The sequence below is a fragment of the Pasteurella skyensis genome, assembly GCF_013377295.1.
Classification (GTDB): domain Bacteria; phylum Pseudomonadota; class Gammaproteobacteria; order Enterobacterales; family Pasteurellaceae; genus Phocoenobacter; species Phocoenobacter skyensis.
Genome location: NZ_CP016180.1, coordinates 1,489,740 through 1,506,521, shown reverse-complemented (window position 1 = coordinate 1,506,521; position 16,782 = coordinate 1,489,740). Strand labels below are relative to the sequence as shown.

Below are 16,782 nucleotides of genomic sequence, written 5' to 3'. Positions count from 1 at the left end.
CCTATATTCGTAAAAACAGAACAGGGTATAAAATGTACCTACGGAACATAAAAGCAGTACAACCAACTTAGATTGTACTGCTTTTTATAATCGTTATCAGTTACAATTTCACAATTGTTTGATTATTAGCAAATTATAGCTTAGTTTCCTCAGCATCTGTCACATCTTCAGAAGTAAGAGAAATTCCCATTGCTTTCGCAACTAAAATCATCTTATCACCGAGTTTACGTAAGTCATTTTTCAAGCGAACAATATTTTTCGCTTCTTCTTTATTATTTGGATGAACTTGATAATCAAAATGCATTTTTGTTTCAGCAATTTCATTCACTTTTGCAATGCGTTTTTCGATTTTAGCAATCAAGGTTTCAATATCAGCACGATCTTTCGCATCTAATTTAGTTAATAGATTAAGACCAACTTGCTGACCATTGATATTTCCTGTTAATAAATATTTGAAACTTAAGTAGTTATCTTCAATATCTTTGTGAGTATTATCAGAGAAACAAGAATGCTCATCTTCTTCAGAAGGTGTTAACACAGCAACGGCAATACGTTCATTCGCTAATTCAGACTTAACAAACATACCCATACCACCAAAGATCTGTTTTAACGCTTCTTTTTGGTCGATATTTTTCGCTGCATCTTTACCTGTTAATTTTCCTAATAAAGCTGCACGATATAAGCCATCTTGACCTTTTACTTTTTCAGCCCAAGCACTTTTCACTAATGCAATATCCGCCACTAATTTATCGGCTGCTGCAACAAGATAGTCTAAACGACGTTTTGCAAATTTATCTGTTGTAAAATCAGTTAATGGACGTTGACCTGCAACCATCGCACCATTTGTGACTTTATCAGCAATCATATTGCCATAATCTTGATCTTGACCCCATAATAGGAATTCAATAGCGTGCCAACCTGAAGCTACATTTGCTTCACCACCATTCTCATTGAGATCCGTGATAGTTGTGACAGTAATAGAATCTACATTAACAGGGCTAGGTTTTTCACCGCCATTTGCTGGGGTAAAGTTACCTTTAGAATCGATAATATTACCAGAAGTACGTTTGCCTTCTGCATCAATAGTATAATCGATCATATTTTCATCTAAAGGCCAAGCATTGATTTGTCCTTCTAAGTTACCGTAGGCATCAGCAATCCAGCCTTCTTCAGCATCGATCGGGCCATTTGATAAACGGAATGACTCTGTTACACCATAAGAATCACGAGCTTTAAGCCATACTTTTTTAACATTGTCTAATGTTTTTTCAGTAGGATTTTTAGCAAATGCTTTGATTGCTCCTTGTAAACGCTCAGCATCTTCATAGCTCTTTGTATATAATAAATCAGCCATTTTAGCATAGCCATTTAAGAAAGAAGTTGCACTTTCAGACACCATTACCTGTTTAGATACAGCGTTATCTTGAGCAATAGAAGGGATAGCAACAAATGAACTTGCTAAAGCGATAGCCACCGCAAGAGTTGTTTTTTTTAACATAGAGTTTCCTTTTTGTGTAAAAATGACAGAGCAGAGTATAACAAAAAATAAATAAGAATCAATCTTAATTAGATTTGCAATACGGTTCACTTAGCAAAAAATTTATTTTTCACTATCAAACCAACCTCTAATCAATTGTATTGAAACCAAAAAGGTAAGTAATAAAAGCACATATAAAATATAGCTAAAAATTGGACGAGAGACTTCTTCAGCTTCATCTAGTGACTTAATAGAAATAATATTTCTAAACTCACTGAGCATATTAATTCGCCAGCCATAATATTTTACTTGAACACGTTTTTTCTCATTTGCATAAGCTTGCGCCTTAGCTTGAACGTCTGCGGAATTAAATTTAAAGTAAAACGGTAATCCCCAACCTGTATCTTCATTACGGTAAACCATAATTTTTTTCGTTTCAGGGTTTTCGGTAAAAATAAAATAAGCATCTCTGATTTGTCCATCAGCAGGGTTTGATTTACTGATAGGACCATCTTTATCGACACGTTTTGCTTCCATTCCAGTTACAATAGTTTCCTCATAACTTGGAAAGGCATAATTAACACTCCCCACAAGTACAATGTGCAGAGATAGCACTACTAACATTAAAAAATACTTAACCATCGCTCTCATAATTTATCCTTACTTAAATTAAACATTAAAAAATTGCTTGTTATTTCCACTTAAAAATAAGCGGTTAGATGTTGAATAATTTTTGCACATTTTGAGTGGTAATGCTAGCCAATTCTGTGACTGATAGACCTTTTAATGTTGCAATATATTCACAAACTTCACGTACATACGCAGGTTGATTAGGCTTTCCTCTATATGGCACAGGGGCTAAATAAGGTGAATCGGTTTCAATTAATAGCCTCTCTAGTGGCAATTTTCTGACCACATCGCGAAGTTCCTTTGCATTTTTAAAGGTAATAATACCTGAAATCGAGATATAAAACCCAATATCTAACGCTCTTTTTGCCATCGCATAATCTTCCGTAAAACAGTGTAAAACACCACCGCATTTTTCAGCATTATGATTTTCCAACAAATTCATCGTATCTTCACGAGCGGAACGTGTATGAACAATTAATGGTTTTGATAACTGATTGGCAACATCAATATGTTGCTCAAAAATGGATAACTGTAATGCTTTAGTTTCAGGGGTATAGTGATAATCCAATCCTGTTTCACCAATGGCCACCACTTTTGGATCATCCGCAAGTTGTATCAATCGTTGTTTCTCAAAAGGCTCATCTTCGACATTAAGAGGATGCATCCCACAAGACAGAAAAACCTCATTACGATGAGCTGTCAATTGTTTCATTTCCACAAAATCGCTCAATGTAGTACAAACAGAAATAACCTGTTTTACACCACGTTGCAACGCATTGTCTAATACTTCATCTACATTCTTGTGACGAGTTTTATAGTCTAATGAATTCAAATGGCAGTGGGAATCAATAATAAATAAATCGTTCATATTTGTATTTTTTGAATGAATAATAGCGAAATTTTAACATAGTTTACATTATTAATGTATGTACTATTTTTTTATAAACTATCCAATCTTTTTAAAAAATCCTTTGCGTCTATAAATCCAGTGACACGTTTTTGGATTTGTTCTTGACCTTGTTCGTTAAAGAATAAAACAGAGGGTAGACCTAAAATCTTTAATTTTTTCATTAGTATTTTATTTTTAGCGGTGTTTTTAGTTAAATCTGCTTTTAAAACAATAAATTGATCCAATTTTTGTTTGACTTTTGGATCGGAAAAAGTGTCTTTTTCTAACATTTCACAAGAAACGCACCAATCAGCATAAAGATCTAGCATCATTTTCTTACCTTTGTAAGCGGTTACTTTTTGTTGTAAATCGGCAAAACTGGTGACTTTAATGATATTAGACGTAGATGTCACTTTACTTGGTGGAGCTGAATGACTATTCCAAATAAAATCAAAGAAAGGTTTGGCACTGACTATTATCAACATAAATAACCCAATATGCACTATTTTATACCACACTTGTTGGCGAGGGAGTTGAAAATGCAACCAAATCAAAAAAGCCATTGCCAGACTAGACCACAACAGAGGCTCAACATAATGAGGAATAATACGACTCAATAAAAAAATGGGCAAAGCAAGCATAATAAACCCAAAGGCTATTTTCACTTTCACTAACCAATCTCCAGATTTAGGTAATATTTGATGTCCAAACAGAGAAACCAAAATAAGCGGAATACCCATACCTAAACCAAGTAAATACAGCGCAAAACCACCAACCCAAAAATTACCTGTTTGAGAAACATAGAGTAACGCACCTGAAAGTGGAGCAGAGGTGCAAGGAGAGGCAATCAAACCTGCCACCATTCCCATCACAAACGCCCCTTGAAGGGATCCACCTTGTTGGTTTTGACTAATCTGATTCAACTTTTGTTGCCATTTATTTGGCAAAGTGATCTCAAATAACCCAAACATCGACAAAGCAAACAACCCAAACACAACACTTAAACTAATCAACACAACAGGGCTTTGCAACGCCACTTGAAAAGGTAAACCAATACTCACCACAACTAATCCGAGTAAACTATAAGTCAGCGCCATCCCCTGCACATAGCTGACACTCAGCAATAGCGCCCTTTTACCACTCGGACGTTGCTGTTGACCAAGCACAATAGAAGAAAGCAATGGCAACATAGGCATCACACAGGGTGTAAACGCCAATCCAATCCCCAAGATTAAAAACCAAAACAGCGAAATAGGATTGTCAGACAGCTTATTTTTATAATCATAAGCGGTACGATTTGAATCAAAATTTGCAAATTTTTGATCAAATGTTACCGCTAGTTTCTGACTAAAATGGACTGTTTGAGTTTGAGGAGGATAACAAAAACCCTCAGTACACCCTTGATATTCCACATTCAAATCAAAATCAACAGTAGAAGAAACGACTGGTACCCTAATGGTCAATAGATCCTTATAAACCCCCACTTCACCAAAAAAAGGATCAACATATTTTTGTGCTACAGGCAAATCGAGTATCCCAACCTTTCCCTTTACCGCCTCAACCTGAATTTTATCCTTATACAAATAATAATCAGGAGCAATCTGCCACCTAAGCTGAATTGCCTCTCCCTCTTGCACCGCAGAAAAAGCAAATGCCTCCTCACTTGGCAAATAGTGAGGCTGATTTTTCTTAAACAGATCCCCATAACTCGAAACAGAAATGGCAATACTAATAATAAACAGCAGAGATCGTAAAAACATATATCATCATAAATAAAAAAGGTAAGAATTGATTCTACTGATAGTTACTGTCTTTATCAATAAATAGTTAAAAATAACAAATGAGTAATGATATTTTCGTTCTCGGTTAGTTGTGTGGTTTTAATTTAGCTTACGAGAGGATACTCCACTCGCTTCGCTCATTAAATTCTTTGCTACAAACCATTTATAAATCAAAAAGTTAAAAAGATCGACCGTAGGGGAGGATTAGCAAACTTGTTTGCGTATATCCTCCCGTTGCTCGGTATAAAATCTCCACAAAACATCATAAGACATAATCATAGCGGTCACATTTCAATAAAAATTTACAAATTAGATCAATAATCATACTGCGCCTCCGTTCTTGATTGACCTCTGTGATCGATGTTCCTGTTCTCGGTTACTGAGCTTGTCGAAGATACCATTAGAAATAGCAAGAAAATTTTTTATTTTTTAACATTAATAATGGTGTCTTATATTTTTAGAGAATATTTTATCCTCTAAAATCTGTATAACATTTATTGTTAATAACTACATTGTCTTTTGGTGTAAACTTGCATCAAAAGGCATTTGATTTTTTAATACTGTTTGAGCAATGGCCACTAATTTACGCATTAAAGCCACGATAATCACTTTTTTATCCTTCCCTTTTGCCAGTAAATTATCAACAAAAGTCTTATAAATTCTATCTTTATAATTCCCAAAACTATAGGCAACCGCAGGCATAAATAAAATTTTACGAATATCCGTTTGTCCAATTTTTGATATTCTCGGTTTACCATTTATGCTACTGCCTGATTGATGGTGCATAGGAGTTAAGCCTGCATAAGCAGCTGCAGCTTTTCCATTTTTAAAACGAGAGCCATCGCCAAGATAAGCCAGTAACCAAGCAACACTTTTTTTACCTAATTCTGGAATGCTTGATAATAATTTTGCATTTTGTTTGAGCATTGTATCCGTTTTGATTGTTTCATCAATTTGTTTTTCAAAAGCTTTTATTTCTTCACGCAAGAAATTAGCCAAACGCTCTGCACTTGAAATACTTTCGCTATCTGACATCATTTTAATCCGAGTACGTTCTTTTTGCTCAGCTTGTTTAAGATGTTCTAGCTGTCGTAATCTTAATAATAATGCACGTTGAGCCTTTGGTGGTGGTTGCCACGCTTGTGGTTGCTCTTTTGCCGCAAAACGAGCAATAAGCATTGCGTCTATCTTATCGGTCTTATTTCTAAGATTTTGTCCAATGCCATAAGCCTTGATACATTTAGGGTTAATCACGCTTACTTTTGCCTTTTTATCATAGAGAAAATAGGCTAATTCTTCCCAATAAATACCAGTTGCTTCCATTACAACGTGTAGATTTTGAGTATCTTTGTTAATCCATTTTAATAATGATTCAAACCCTTTTTTATCATTATCAAAAGTATTATGTAGGGCTTTTTTATTTTCTTTATAAATCGCTACATCAAACTTCTTGCAAGCAATATCAATACCAATGTAGAATGTGTTATTCATATTTGTTCCTCAACCTTGTTTATACGAGCTAGCACTAATAGTGTTACTCAGGATACCATTCGGGATGAATATGGAGTTGAAGTAGGTTATATCTTCGACACAGGTTTTTAACCTAAGGATATTTACAAGCTCTACTTCATAAACCCAACCAATATAACTACACCTCATAGATCGAGATAAATGTGGGAAGAGTTAAAACAATATGGGAAGTGTTGGGATAGAAAATGAAAGAGTGTTACATATAGAGAAATAAAACCCAGTCAGAAATAACCGGGTTTATTTTTTAGTTGGCGGTCAATTTTGGAGTTTCTTTGCCATTCACGCCGTGGTTCAATTTTACTTTTCGACCTTGCTGATAACCAATATTCTGAGAAGTATTGTAGCCTTTTTCTCTAGTATTACCAACTTCACGAGTAGTTGCTTTTTTTAAAGTCATCTTTTTTCTTAAATTAATCGGCATAGTAGACAAAATAGTTGGTAATTTTGAGGAGCTATGCCCATAGTAGACAAATGAGTTGGTTTTTATTATTTTATAAATAATTACCAACTCCTTTTATTTAGAAAATCTTTTATAAACATAATCTTATGGTATTTGGTTAAACCATTATGATTAGATAGTTTTCGTTTAAGTTCTCCAAATAAACTTTCAAGCCTATTTGTTGTTTTTTCTATATTTAATTCAGGATATTTTTCAAAAGTAAATAAATAATCCATATTATATTTTAAGCTCCTGTAAGCACTTCTTATATTACGATGTTTAAAAGGATATTTACCCTTTTCATTTATTTTATCGGAGCGTTCATTTAAATATTCTTTATGTTTTAAATACCAATAATGTAAATTAATATAGAACTCGTTTTTAGAGCTATTTTTTAATGTTTTAACTAATATTTTTAGCTCTTTTCCCGCTTCAGATTTAGGGTTCCTTGTTAATTTCCTTATTACATTTGCTATTTGATGAAATTGGCAAAGTTGTGCAGGCGTATTTAAAAAATCTCTTAATAATCCTCGTCTTCCATCACAAGTAATAGATTGAATAATATAGCCTTTTTCTCTTAATTTATTCATTGCTAATAGATAATAAAGATTTTTTTCTGTTGTCACAATTTGATGATAAATTACCTTCTTTGATAAAGTGTCCATAAAAACGAGAACACCAAAATTTCGACCAAAGAAAGTGGTATCCATCATTAAGTTCAATTTATTATTTTGTGGGATATTTAATGGCGTTTTAGGGGCTTTTAAAACATATCTTTGAATAGTTCTAACAGAGCAATTATATTTAATTGCTAGTTGCTTATAGGTTTGTTTACCTTCTGTGTAATCTAGCCAAATTTGGCTTGAATTTAAGGATTTTTTGAAGGTAAAAGTTTTATTACAAATAGAGCATTTATAACGTTGAACATTATTTTGGGTACCATATTTGTGAATATTCGTTTTATGACAAAAAGGACAAGTTTTTTATTCATTTTCAAAAAAGTGGGCTAAAGCACAGTAATATAAAGCTTTAACCCATTTTTTACCAACTATTTTGTCTACTATGCCAAAAATTCTTAAACCACAGGCTCGTGTTATCTATAACGACTTTGATAACTACACAGAAGCATTGCAATATATAGATGATATTAATGTTTTAAGAGAGTTATTACTCAAGCAGTTAATAGATATTGAAAAAGGCAGCAAAATACCGAAATCATTAAAGCCTAAAATTATTAAAAACCCAAGTTTAAAGATAAAGAAAAGGTATTACTAATACTTGATCCACCGTACTTATGCACCAATCAAAAATCATATAAGCAAGCGACTTACTTTGATTTAATTGATTTTCTAAGGCTAATCAATTTGACGAAGCCACCCTATATATTCTTCAGCTCGACTAAATCAGAGTTTATTAGATTTATTGATTATATTCAGGAAGCAAAAATAGACAACTGGGAAAGTTTTGAAAACTGTGAACGTATTACAGTAAAGTCTTATGTTAGTCATAATAATAGGTATGAGGATAATTTGGTTTATAAGTTTTAAATATAGATAAAGCGAGAAATGTAATACTATTTCTATATGTGAAATAAAATAAAAATAGAATTATCTCGCTCTTTTATCGAATTTTATCTCGCTGGGGTTTAACTTCAACAGCCCTACTGTTATTTATAATAGTAGGGCTTTTTTATAATACAAGTATAAGAGAACGCTCACCAAACTAATTCAGTGCCCAAACACCCAACACTTCGACAGGCTCAGTAAGTGATGTTTGATTTGTTTTGTAGATAAAAGAAAACATAGCGGGTAGATTGTGATAAAAATTTGCAAATTTTTAAGTGAATGTACCCGCTTGATGCTATGACATGGGATCCTTTTTTTATAGTTATTGTTGTAAATCAAGATTCGGCGTAAAAATTAGCAAAATACATTATTCAAAACTTTACTTTTTGTCAAAAAATGATACATTGATCACAGTTTTATTCGGAGTGATTTGTGTCTCAATTAAGTCTATTATCAAAAGAATATCAAAGTGTTTTGCAAATGGAAATTGCAAAACAGCAAGTTGATGCCCTTGATGAATTGAGAATTGAAAGAGCTCTGTCTTCTTATGACATTGATTCTAAACATATTTTTCAACTACTTCCTGTTTTAATTAACTATAATCATCCCTCCTTACCTGGATATGTTCCTGCTGTGTCAAAAGGTATTTGGCATTTCACTCCTACTGCTTATCAAGATCACTATTTACAAGAAAAATTGGGTACTGCTATTGAGTTATTTACAGAAGATGAACCTGATTTTGATGGGATATATGCAATGGGTAGTACGGGTTCCATTTCACAGACTCCATTATCTGATTTGGATATTTGGGTGTGTAGTGAGAAGGAGTTTAGTGTACAGCAGCGGTCATTGATAGAGAGTAAATTTAATTTAATTAAAGAGTGGGCAAATCAGTTTCAGGTTGAAATTCATTTTTATTTGATGAACCCTAATCAGTTTAAAAACCATCTTTATCATAATCAAGTGTCGAAAGAAAATAGCGGATCGGCACAACACTTTTTTTTATTGGATGAATTTTATCGTTCTGCCATTAGATTAGCGGGTAAACGCATTTTGTGGCTTCACTTACTCAAATCACAAGGGCAATCATATCAAGAAGCGATTGATCAAGCTGTTGCTAATGGTCTTGTTCTTAGTGAATGGGTTGATTTTGGTGATTTTTCAGAGCTTTCTATTGATGAGTTTTTTGGTGCTAGTTTGTGGCAGCTTTATAAAAGCATTAATTCTCCCTACAAATCCGCACTAAAAATTTTATTGTTAGAAAGTTATACAAAAACCTATCCAGAAACAAATTTGATCTCTAAGCAATTCAAAAAAATTCTATTAGAAGAAGGGAGAAATGACTACCATTTTGATCCTTACTTAGCAATGCTTGAGCAAGTGACAGACTATTTAATTCAGGAAGAAGAATTTGAGCGCCTTGAAAATATTCGATGCTGTTTTTATATAAAAGTAACTAGTGGTAAACAATACAGAGGTGGGCGATTAAGTAAGTTACAAGATCTTATTTCACAGTGGCAATGGTCACCCGAGCAGCTGAATGTATTAGATAGTCGATCTTTTTGGAAGATAAAGCAAGCGATGGAGCATCAACAAACTTTGGTTGATCTCTTTATTCAAAGCTATTATAACTTGGTTAATTTTGCTAGAAAGTTGAATGTTGAGCCTAGAATTTTATCTCAAGATAGCGATGCACTAATGCGTCAACTTTACTCTACTTTTGAAGTGTTGCCTGATAAAGTTCCTTTGCTCAATAATAAAATTAAATGGAATTTAGAGGAGAAAGAGCTGACTTTTGTTGAATCGAATAGTTCAACTTCTGAAAGAGGGTGGTATTTGTTAAATCACGAACCTAAAATTGTTTATAATTCAAGCAATCGTTATGTTCAATATTTCCCTCATCTGACCCAACTTGTTGCTTGGGCTTATTTTAATGGATTGATTGCGCCTAAAACACGTTTACATATTATGAGTAAAACAGTGAGTTTAGCAAAATTACGCAAATTTATTACTGATTTACGTTTGTATATGCCTATCAAGTCGCCATTACCAAGTAGTGAAGCATGGTATCACCCTAATGAAATACGACATTTAGCTGTTATTGTGAATTTAACGAAAGATTCTACTTATGAGCAAGGTTTAGATATTTCTAAGTTATCATTGACAGATCTTTTTAATTTAAGCAGCTCATCACAACGAATTATTGGAAGTATTGGATTGATTTATCGTAATATGTGGAATGAAATTCGTACTGAGTATTTTGAAGGTGATAATGCGTTATTGGATGCATTAAAGTTGCTTTCAAATAAATTGTACCAAAGTGTTTCTGCTCCACATTCTTTAAATGTTTTTTGCTATTCGCATTACCTTAACTATGAGTTACAGATGTTTATCAGTAATTTAGTGAATCGTTGTATAGTGGTGCAAACAGGCGTGAATTATCAAAAACAATCATCGATTCGCTCAGATATTTCTAATAAAAAATGGCAATTGGTGTTTGAAGATAGTGTGGTGAGTGATGAACCAAAGCTAGGGAACGTGCAACAAGAAAGTAAAATGGCTTATTTAAAAGCAAATCCGTTACCAAAGGAAATTGGTAATTTTGCAGTAGAAGGTTTTACGCAATTTTTCTTTGAGAATCGTGGTGATAAAACATTTAATGTGTATATTTTAGATGAAAAGAATCAATTAGATATTTATTTAAATTGTATTGGTAGTAAAGCACAAAAGGTTCGGCTGATCAATGCAACTTATGCAGAGAAGCAAGCCGAGAAGATAAGTTTTAGCTTTCCTCAGTTTTATCAATTTACCACTAAGGGAGGGGAGCAACATATCGAATTGTTTAAAGTATGATGTTATTTAATTAACATAATTTGCATTAGTGGTGTAAAGTGAGATAAAATGTGAAGTAAGTCTCATATTTTAATATATTTTGAGATTTTTTGAGATTTTTTGTGAAAAAATCTGTACAATTAGCCCACTTTAATTTAATCATTTAACGAGGTTTTATCAATATGAATAGTGTATTAAACAGCTTTTTAGGTATTTTTGTACTTTTAGCTATTGCTTTTGTGTTTTCTAATAATAAAAAGGCAATCAACTATCGTACTGTTTTAGGTGCATTAGCATTACAGATTACTATTGGGGCATTGATTTTATATGTACCACAAGGTCGTGATGCATTAGGTGGGGCGGCTGATGCTGTTTCAAAAGTGATTTCTTATGGAAATGAAGGAATTTCATTCTTATTTGGTGGTTTGGTTTCAGACAAAATGTTTGAAGTATTTGGTGGGGGCGGCTTCGTCTTTGCTTTCCGTGTATTACCAACTATCGTTTTCTTCTCTGCGTTAATTTCAGTACTTTACTACGTGGGTATTATGCAAATGGTTATCCGAGTATTAGGTGGTTTATTACAAAAAGCACTAGGTACTTCGCAAGCAGAATCAATGTCAGCAGCTGCAAATATCTTTGTTGGACAGACAGAAGCCCCATTAGTGGTTAAGCCTTTTGTAAATAAAATGACTGAATCAGAGCTATTTGCTGTAATGAGTGGTGGTACTGCTTCAATTGCAGGTGCTGTAATGGCAGCTTATGCAGGAATGGGTGTTCCATTACCTTACTTAATTGCTGCATCGTTTATGGCGGCACCGGGTGGATTATTATTTGCTAAAATTATTCTTCCACAAACAGAACAATTTAAAGATCAATTAGAAGAAGTTGATTTAGAGAAACCAGCAAACGTATTAGAAGCCGCAGCTTCAGGTGCAAGCACAGGTTTAGGCTTAGCGGCTAACGTAGGTGCAATGTTAATCGCATTTGTGGCGTTAATTGCATTAATTAATGGTGTAATCGGTGGTATTGGTGGCTGGTTTGATCATCCAGAATGGTCATTAAGTCTTATCTTCGGTTTAGTATTTAAACCATTAGCTTGGGTCATTGGTGTACCTTGGAATGAAGCATCAATTGCAGGTGAAATGATTGGGCTTAAATTGGTTGTAAATGAGTTTGTGGGTTACTTAGAGTTCATTAAATATTTAGCGCCAGAATCAGCAGTTCATTTAACAGATAAAACAGTTGCAATTGTTACTTTCGCACTTTGTGGATTTGCAAACTTTAGTTCAATTGCAATCCTAATCGGTGGTATTGGTACAATGGCGCCTAGTCGTCGTAGTGATATTGCTCGTTTAGGTATGAGAGCAGTATTAGCAGGATCACTTTCTAACTTAATGAGTGCAACTATTGCAGGATTATTTATTGGAATTAGTGGAGCACTGGTTTAATTTTTTACATAACATTAAAAACACCACTGGTAACAGTGGTGTTTGTCGTTTTAGAGTTAAGAAAACGATTACTTTATACGTTTTCAAGAAGGAGAAAAAATGAATCAAAAACAAATTGCAGAGCAAGCATTATCATTGATGGATTTAACCACTTTAAATGATAATGATACAGATGCAAAAGTGATTACATTATGTAATCAAGCAAAAACAGATTTTGGTAGCCCTGCTGCCGTTTGTATTTATCCACGTTTTATTCCAGTGGCACATAAAACATTAAAAGCATTAGGCTTAGATGTAAAAGTGGCAACAGTGACTAATTTCCCTCACGGTAATGATGATATTGACATTGCTGTAGCAGAAACTAAAGCTGCGGTTGCTTATGGTGCAGATGAAGTGGATGTGGTATTTCCATATAAAGCATTAATCTCAGGTAATGAACACGTTGGCTTTGAATTAGTCAAACAGTGTAAAGCAGTATGCGAGCAGGCGAATGTTTTATTGAAAGTTATCATTGAAACAGGTGAGTTAAAAACAGAACAGCTTATTCGTAAAGCAAGTGAAATTGCGATTAATGCAGGAGCGGATTTTATTAAAACATCAACAGGTAAAGTTCCTGTGAATGCAACCTTAGAATCTGCTAGAATTATGTTGGAAGTGATTCGTGACTTAAATGTGGCGGATAAAGTTGGTTTCAAAGCAGCAGGTGGTGTGAAAACAACGGCAGAGGCTGAACAGTATTTATCATTAGCGGCAGATATTTTAGGTAAAGATTGGGTAAATTCAACTCACTTCCGTTTTGGTGCATCAAGTTTATTGGCTAATTTATTAGCTACATTAAATGGAACTGAAGAACAATCAGTAACAGGTTATTAATTGCAAAATAATTTTGTAAATTTATAGCAAAATCGTACCGCTTAAAATTTTTATTACAAACTAAATGAGGAAAATAAAATGGCAACTCCACATATTAACGCGCCAGAAGGTGCATTTTCAGATGTAGTATTAATGCCGGGTGATCCACTTCGTGCTAAGTATATTGCAGAAACTTTTTTACAAGATGTAAAAGAAGTAACGAATGTTCGTAATATGCTTGGTTACACAGGGACTTACAAAGGTCGTAAAATCTCTGTTATGGGACACGGAATGGGTATCCCATCTTGTTCAATCTACACAAAAGAATTAATCACAGAATACGGAGTGAAGAAAATCATCCGTGTTGGTTCTTGTGGTGCAGTACGTAAAGATGTGAAATTACGTGATGTGGTTATTGGAATGGGTGCTTGTACAGATTCAAAAGTAAATCGTATGCGTTTTAAAGATCACGATTTTGCAGCGATTGCAGATTTTGATATGACAGCAGCAGCAGTTCAAGCAGCTAAAGCAAAAGGTGTTAACGTTCGTGTTGGTAACCTTTTCTCAGCGGATCTTTTCTACACACCAGATTTTGAAATGTTTGATGTAATGGAAAAATATGGCATTTTAGGTGTTGAAATGGAAGCAGCAGGCATCTATGGTGTAGCAGCAGAATTTGGTGCAAAAGCATTATCGATTTGTACTGTTTCAGACCATATCCGCACGGGCGAGCAAACAACAGCAGAAGAACGTCAATTGACTTTCAATGATATGATTGAAATTGCGTTAGAGTCAGTTTTATTGGACGACTAATAAAATAGAAGCGGTATGATGTGGACAAAAATTTGCAAATTTTTAGTTTTATCATACCGCTTGTTAGTTTCAAATGTTATTTAATATAATAACCGTATTAAAATCAGTGAGTAGTCTCTTCTAATTTTACCATAACACCCTGCACAGAATGTTGCACTTCTATAGAAATAAGTTCTTGTAACAGAGACTGTGTGGCTACTGCTTTTTCTATATTTGGTTTATCTTCATCATCAAAGTAACCTTGAGATTTTAAACTTGATATAAAAGTAGAAAATAGTGCTTTGTCAAAAAATTCTGGTGCGTTGATTCCGTGTAATACAGATAGGCGTTGTGCAATAGATCGACTTTCAGCCTCTAATTCATTACGACTGATATCATTTTGTTTAATCAGTAAGCTTAAGCTTATGTAATAGCGTTGTAATGGTTCTCTAACCCCAGCAGAATAGAGTTGTAATGTTCTTATTTGTTGAGTATTAATTCTGAGCATATCACTTTCATTTTTAATGATGCCCTGACGAGTAAATTCGATGATAATCGCATCAATTTGTGAATGGAGCGTTTGCTCATCAAAACGTACAAAGAGTTCTGCTTTTAAGAACGGATAAATACGATTAATAATTTGTACAACCAAATCTTTTGATACGGCTTCGTGATGCAATACAATACTGGCAATCAGAGAAGGTAATATAAATAAATGTTGAATATTGTTACGGTAGTAAGTCATTAATACCGCAGATTGGCGATCTAAACGGATAATATCTCCAAAGCTGTCGGCTTCTATTAGAATACCTGAACGAGGTAAGGTAATAGCGTGATCTAATAACTGTGACGCAGACTCTTTTGGTACTGTAATATCATTAGCATACGATACATTATGGAGTAATTGTAAGTAACTTTCTACTTGCTCAATAAGCTGTTCTTTTGTTAATGAGCGTTGGCGAGAGTTAAGTAATGCAGTACCAATTAAGTTTTGAGCATTAACTGCTGCTGCATTATTGATTTTAGTCATTACAAGATTTGCGACATCATTGACGGCGTTATTAAACCACTGTGGACGTTCTTCTCCAAATTCTTCTTTCCATTGTGGATAATGATCGTTAAGGTAGTGATTAAGCTGAATCGGTTCTCCAAAATTCACAAATCCTTGTCCTAAATTACGTAATTTTTTGATAACTTTAAAGACGAGTGCGACATTTTCTTTCTCTTTTTTGGCTCCTCGTAATTCTTTAGCATAGGTATCCACTTCGAGTACGTGTTCATAGCCAATATGTACAGGTACAATTGAAATTGGGCGAGTTGCACCTTGTACTGCTCTTAATGTCATTGCCATCATACCTGTTTTTGGCGTGAGTAGTCGTCCTGTTCGAGAACGTCCACCTTCAATAAAGTATTCAACGGAATAGCCTCGATGGAATAGTTCTGCTAAATATTCACGGAAAATGGTTGAATATAGACGATTACCATTAAAGGTACGTCGGATAAAAAAGGCTCCCCAGCTACGGAAAAGAGGACCTGCTGGCCAAAAATTAAGATTGATACCAGAAGCAATGTGTGGCGGCACTAAACCTTCGTGGTATAAAAGATAAGAGAGGAGTAAATAGTCCATATGGCTACGGTGACAAGGAATATACACAATTTCGTGACCATCTAAGGCTAATTTACGTACACGATCTGCATTTTCAACAGTGATACCTTGATAAAGTTTATTCCAGAGCCAACTTAAGAAACGATCTGCGACTCGTAAACTGTTATAGTTTACTTTTGCAGCAATTTCATTCATCATTTTTTCTGCTTCTTTACGTGCTTTTTCAGGTGAGCTTTTCGGTTTTTTAGCTTCTTCTTCAATTGCCGCTAAGATACTTGGTGTTTGCAATAGTTTATTAAACATTGCTTGGCGATTAGGTAACTGTGGCCCTGTTGCGGAATAGCGTTGTTTTGCAAAGTGCATTCTTGCTACACGAGACAGTTTATGTGCAATTTTGGTATCTGAGCCGTGTTCGTCAGTCATATAGCGTAATGATACCGCTTGTGAAAAACGGATAAAGTTATCCCTTCCAAACCATAACATTGCGATAATGCGTTGGAAAAAACTTAAAAAACGTAATTTTGGCGCATTTTCTTTACCAGGCGAACGTCCCCACAATACAGAAACAGGAATAACTTGAACATCAAGCGCTTTATCATCTTTATGTAAATTCAAATATTGATTAAATATTTTTTGAGTTTTTTCTTTGGTTTTTACAAAACAGCAACTGTGATCTAAGTAAACAACACGAGATAGTTTTTGCTCTTTTAATATGTTATATCCCAATGGGTCAGGAAGGTTTAAGCTGAGGCAATGTTTTTGTAAAATTAATAAATCTGTTTGAGAGCTATAAGGCAAAATATAGATAATAGGTTGCTCTAAATTTAAGTTCAATTCTGACACAGGATTTTCGGGAATAGCACGAGGTCTCACTAGTAGAGAAAGAGGGAGTTTTAATACTGTGTGATAAAGAGAGAGTAATTTAGACATTCATTAATCCT

General features: G+C 34.2%; 11 protein-coding genes and 2 pseudogenes. 5 read left to right on the top strand and 8 right to left on the bottom strand.

Annotation, left to right across the window (positions count from 1 at the left end):
• Positions 1-133: 133 nt before the first annotated feature.
• The 7 genes and pseudogenes from A6B44_RS07165 to A6B44_RS07135 all read right to left on the bottom strand — a co-directional run.
• Positions 134-1,498, bottom strand: coding sequence for an imelysin family protein (locus A6B44_RS07165; RefSeq protein ID WP_090923449.1), 1,365 nt, complete (start codon positions 1,496-1,498; stop codon positions 134-136).
• 102 nt (positions 1,499-1,600) lie between these two features.
• Positions 1,601-2,128, bottom strand: a complete 528-nt coding sequence (locus tag A6B44_RS07160; RefSeq protein ID WP_090923451.1) for a DUF1523 family protein — start codon at positions 2,126-2,128, stop codon at positions 1,601-1,603.
• A gap of 64 nt (positions 2,129-2,192) precedes the next feature.
• A complete protein-coding gene (locus A6B44_RS07155) occupies positions 2,193-2,975 on the bottom strand; it encodes a TatD family hydrolase (protein ID WP_090923453.1) in 783 nt (260 codons plus the stop codon).
• Positions 2,976-3,046: 71 nt separating this feature from the next.
• The gene (locus A6B44_RS07150; protein ID WP_090923460.1) at positions 3,047-4,756 is read right to left on the bottom strand and encodes a protein-disulfide reductase DsbD; all 1,710 of its coding nucleotides are present in this window, start codon (positions 4,754-4,756) and stop codon (positions 3,047-3,049) included.
• A 528-nt stretch (positions 4,757-5,284) separates the two neighbouring features.
• Positions 5,285-6,268: an IS110 family RNA-guided transposase gene (locus A6B44_RS07145; RefSeq protein WP_176673493.1), complete on the bottom strand. Its 984-nt coding sequence runs from the start codon at positions 6,266-6,268 to the stop codon at positions 5,285-5,287.
• A 283-nt stretch (positions 6,269-6,551) separates the two neighbouring features.
• Positions 6,552-6,704, bottom strand: a complete 153-nt coding sequence (locus A6B44_RS07140; RefSeq protein WP_176673492.1) for a hypothetical protein — start codon at positions 6,702-6,704, stop codon at positions 6,552-6,554.
• A 104-nt stretch (positions 6,705-6,808) separates the two neighbouring features.
• Positions 6,809-7,714, bottom strand: a pseudogene (locus tag A6B44_RS07135) (IS256 family transposase, variant Zn-binding type); the annotation flags it as partial.
• A gap of 82 nt (positions 7,715-7,796) precedes the next feature.
• On the opposite strand from A6B44_RS07135, the pseudogene A6B44_RS10885 reads away from it, so the two are divergent.
• From A6B44_RS10885 to deoD, 5 genes and pseudogenes are all read left to right on the top strand, one after another.
• Positions 7,797-8,293: pseudogene (locus A6B44_RS10885) on the top strand (hypothetical protein); the annotation flags it as partial.
• Positions 8,294-8,743: 450 nt separating this feature from the next.
• Positions 8,744-11,164 (top strand): class I adenylate cyclase, encoded by a 2,421-nt coding sequence (locus A6B44_RS07125; protein ID WP_090923351.1) that lies wholly within the window; start codon positions 8,744-8,746, stop codon positions 11,162-11,164.
• Positions 11,165-11,325: 161 nt separating this feature from the next.
• Complete coding sequence (locus A6B44_RS07120; RefSeq protein WP_090923346.1) at positions 11,326-12,591, top strand: NupC/NupG family nucleoside CNT transporter; 1,266 nt, start codon at positions 11,326-11,328, stop codon at positions 12,589-12,591.
• A 99-nt stretch (positions 12,592-12,690) separates the two neighbouring features.
• On the top strand, positions 12,691-13,464 hold the full coding sequence (gene deoC / locus A6B44_RS07115) for a deoxyribose-phosphate aldolase (protein WP_090923345.1): 774 nt from the start codon (positions 12,691-12,693) through the stop codon (positions 13,462-13,464).
• A gap of 78 nt (positions 13,465-13,542) precedes the next feature.
• The gene (gene deoD, locus A6B44_RS07110; RefSeq protein WP_090923344.1) at positions 13,543-14,256 is read left to right on the top strand and encodes a purine-nucleoside phosphorylase; all 714 of its coding nucleotides are present in this window, start codon (positions 13,543-13,545) and stop codon (positions 14,254-14,256) included.
• Positions 14,257-14,359: 103 nt separating this feature from the next.
• Here the strand turns inward: deoD and plsB are convergent, their stop codons facing one another.
• The gene (gene plsB, locus A6B44_RS07105) at positions 14,360-16,771 is read right to left on the bottom strand and encodes a glycerol-3-phosphate 1-O-acyltransferase PlsB (RefSeq protein WP_090923343.1); all 2,412 of its coding nucleotides are present in this window, start codon (positions 16,769-16,771) and stop codon (positions 14,360-14,362) included.
• Between the last annotated feature and the right edge of the window lie 11 nt (positions 16,772-16,782).

What these genes read in the sequence shown, in the direction of transcription:
- A6B44_RS07165 (WP_090923449.1), bottom strand. Translation starts at nt 1,498, where the DNA reads ATGTTAAAAAAAACAACTCTTGCGGTGGCTATCGCTTTAGCAAGTTCA.
- A6B44_RS07160 (WP_090923451.1), bottom strand. Translation starts at nt 2,128, where the DNA reads ATGAGAGCGATGGTTAAGTATTTTTTAATGTTAGTAGTGCTATCTCTG.
- A6B44_RS07155 (WP_090923453.1), bottom strand. Translation starts at nt 2,975, where the DNA reads ATGAACGATTTATTTATTATTGATTCCCACTGCCATTTGAATTCATTA.
- A6B44_RS07150 (WP_090923460.1), bottom strand. Translation starts at nt 4,756, where the DNA reads ATGTTTTTACGATCTCTGCTGTTTATTATTAGTATTGCCATTTCTGTT.
- A6B44_RS07145 (WP_176673493.1), bottom strand. Translation starts at nt 6,268, where the DNA reads ATGAATAACACATTCTACATTGGTATTGATATTGCTTGCAAGAAGTTT.
- A6B44_RS07140 (WP_176673492.1), bottom strand. Translation starts at nt 6,704, where the DNA reads ATGACTTTAAAAAAAGCAACTACTCGTGAAGTTGGTAATACTAGAGAA.
- A6B44_RS07120 (WP_090923346.1), top strand. Translation starts at nt 11,326, where the DNA reads ATGAATAGTGTATTAAACAGCTTTTTAGGTATTTTTGTACTTTTAGCT.
- deoC (WP_090923345.1), top strand. Translation starts at nt 12,691, where the DNA reads ATGAATCAAAAACAAATTGCAGAGCAAGCATTATCATTGATGGATTTA.
- deoD (WP_090923344.1), top strand. Translation starts at nt 13,543, where the DNA reads ATGGCAACTCCACATATTAACGCGCCAGAAGGTGCATTTTCAGATGTA.
- plsB (WP_090923343.1), bottom strand. Translation starts at nt 16,771, where the DNA reads ATGTCTAAATTACTCTCTCTTTATCACACAGTATTAAAACTCCCTCTT.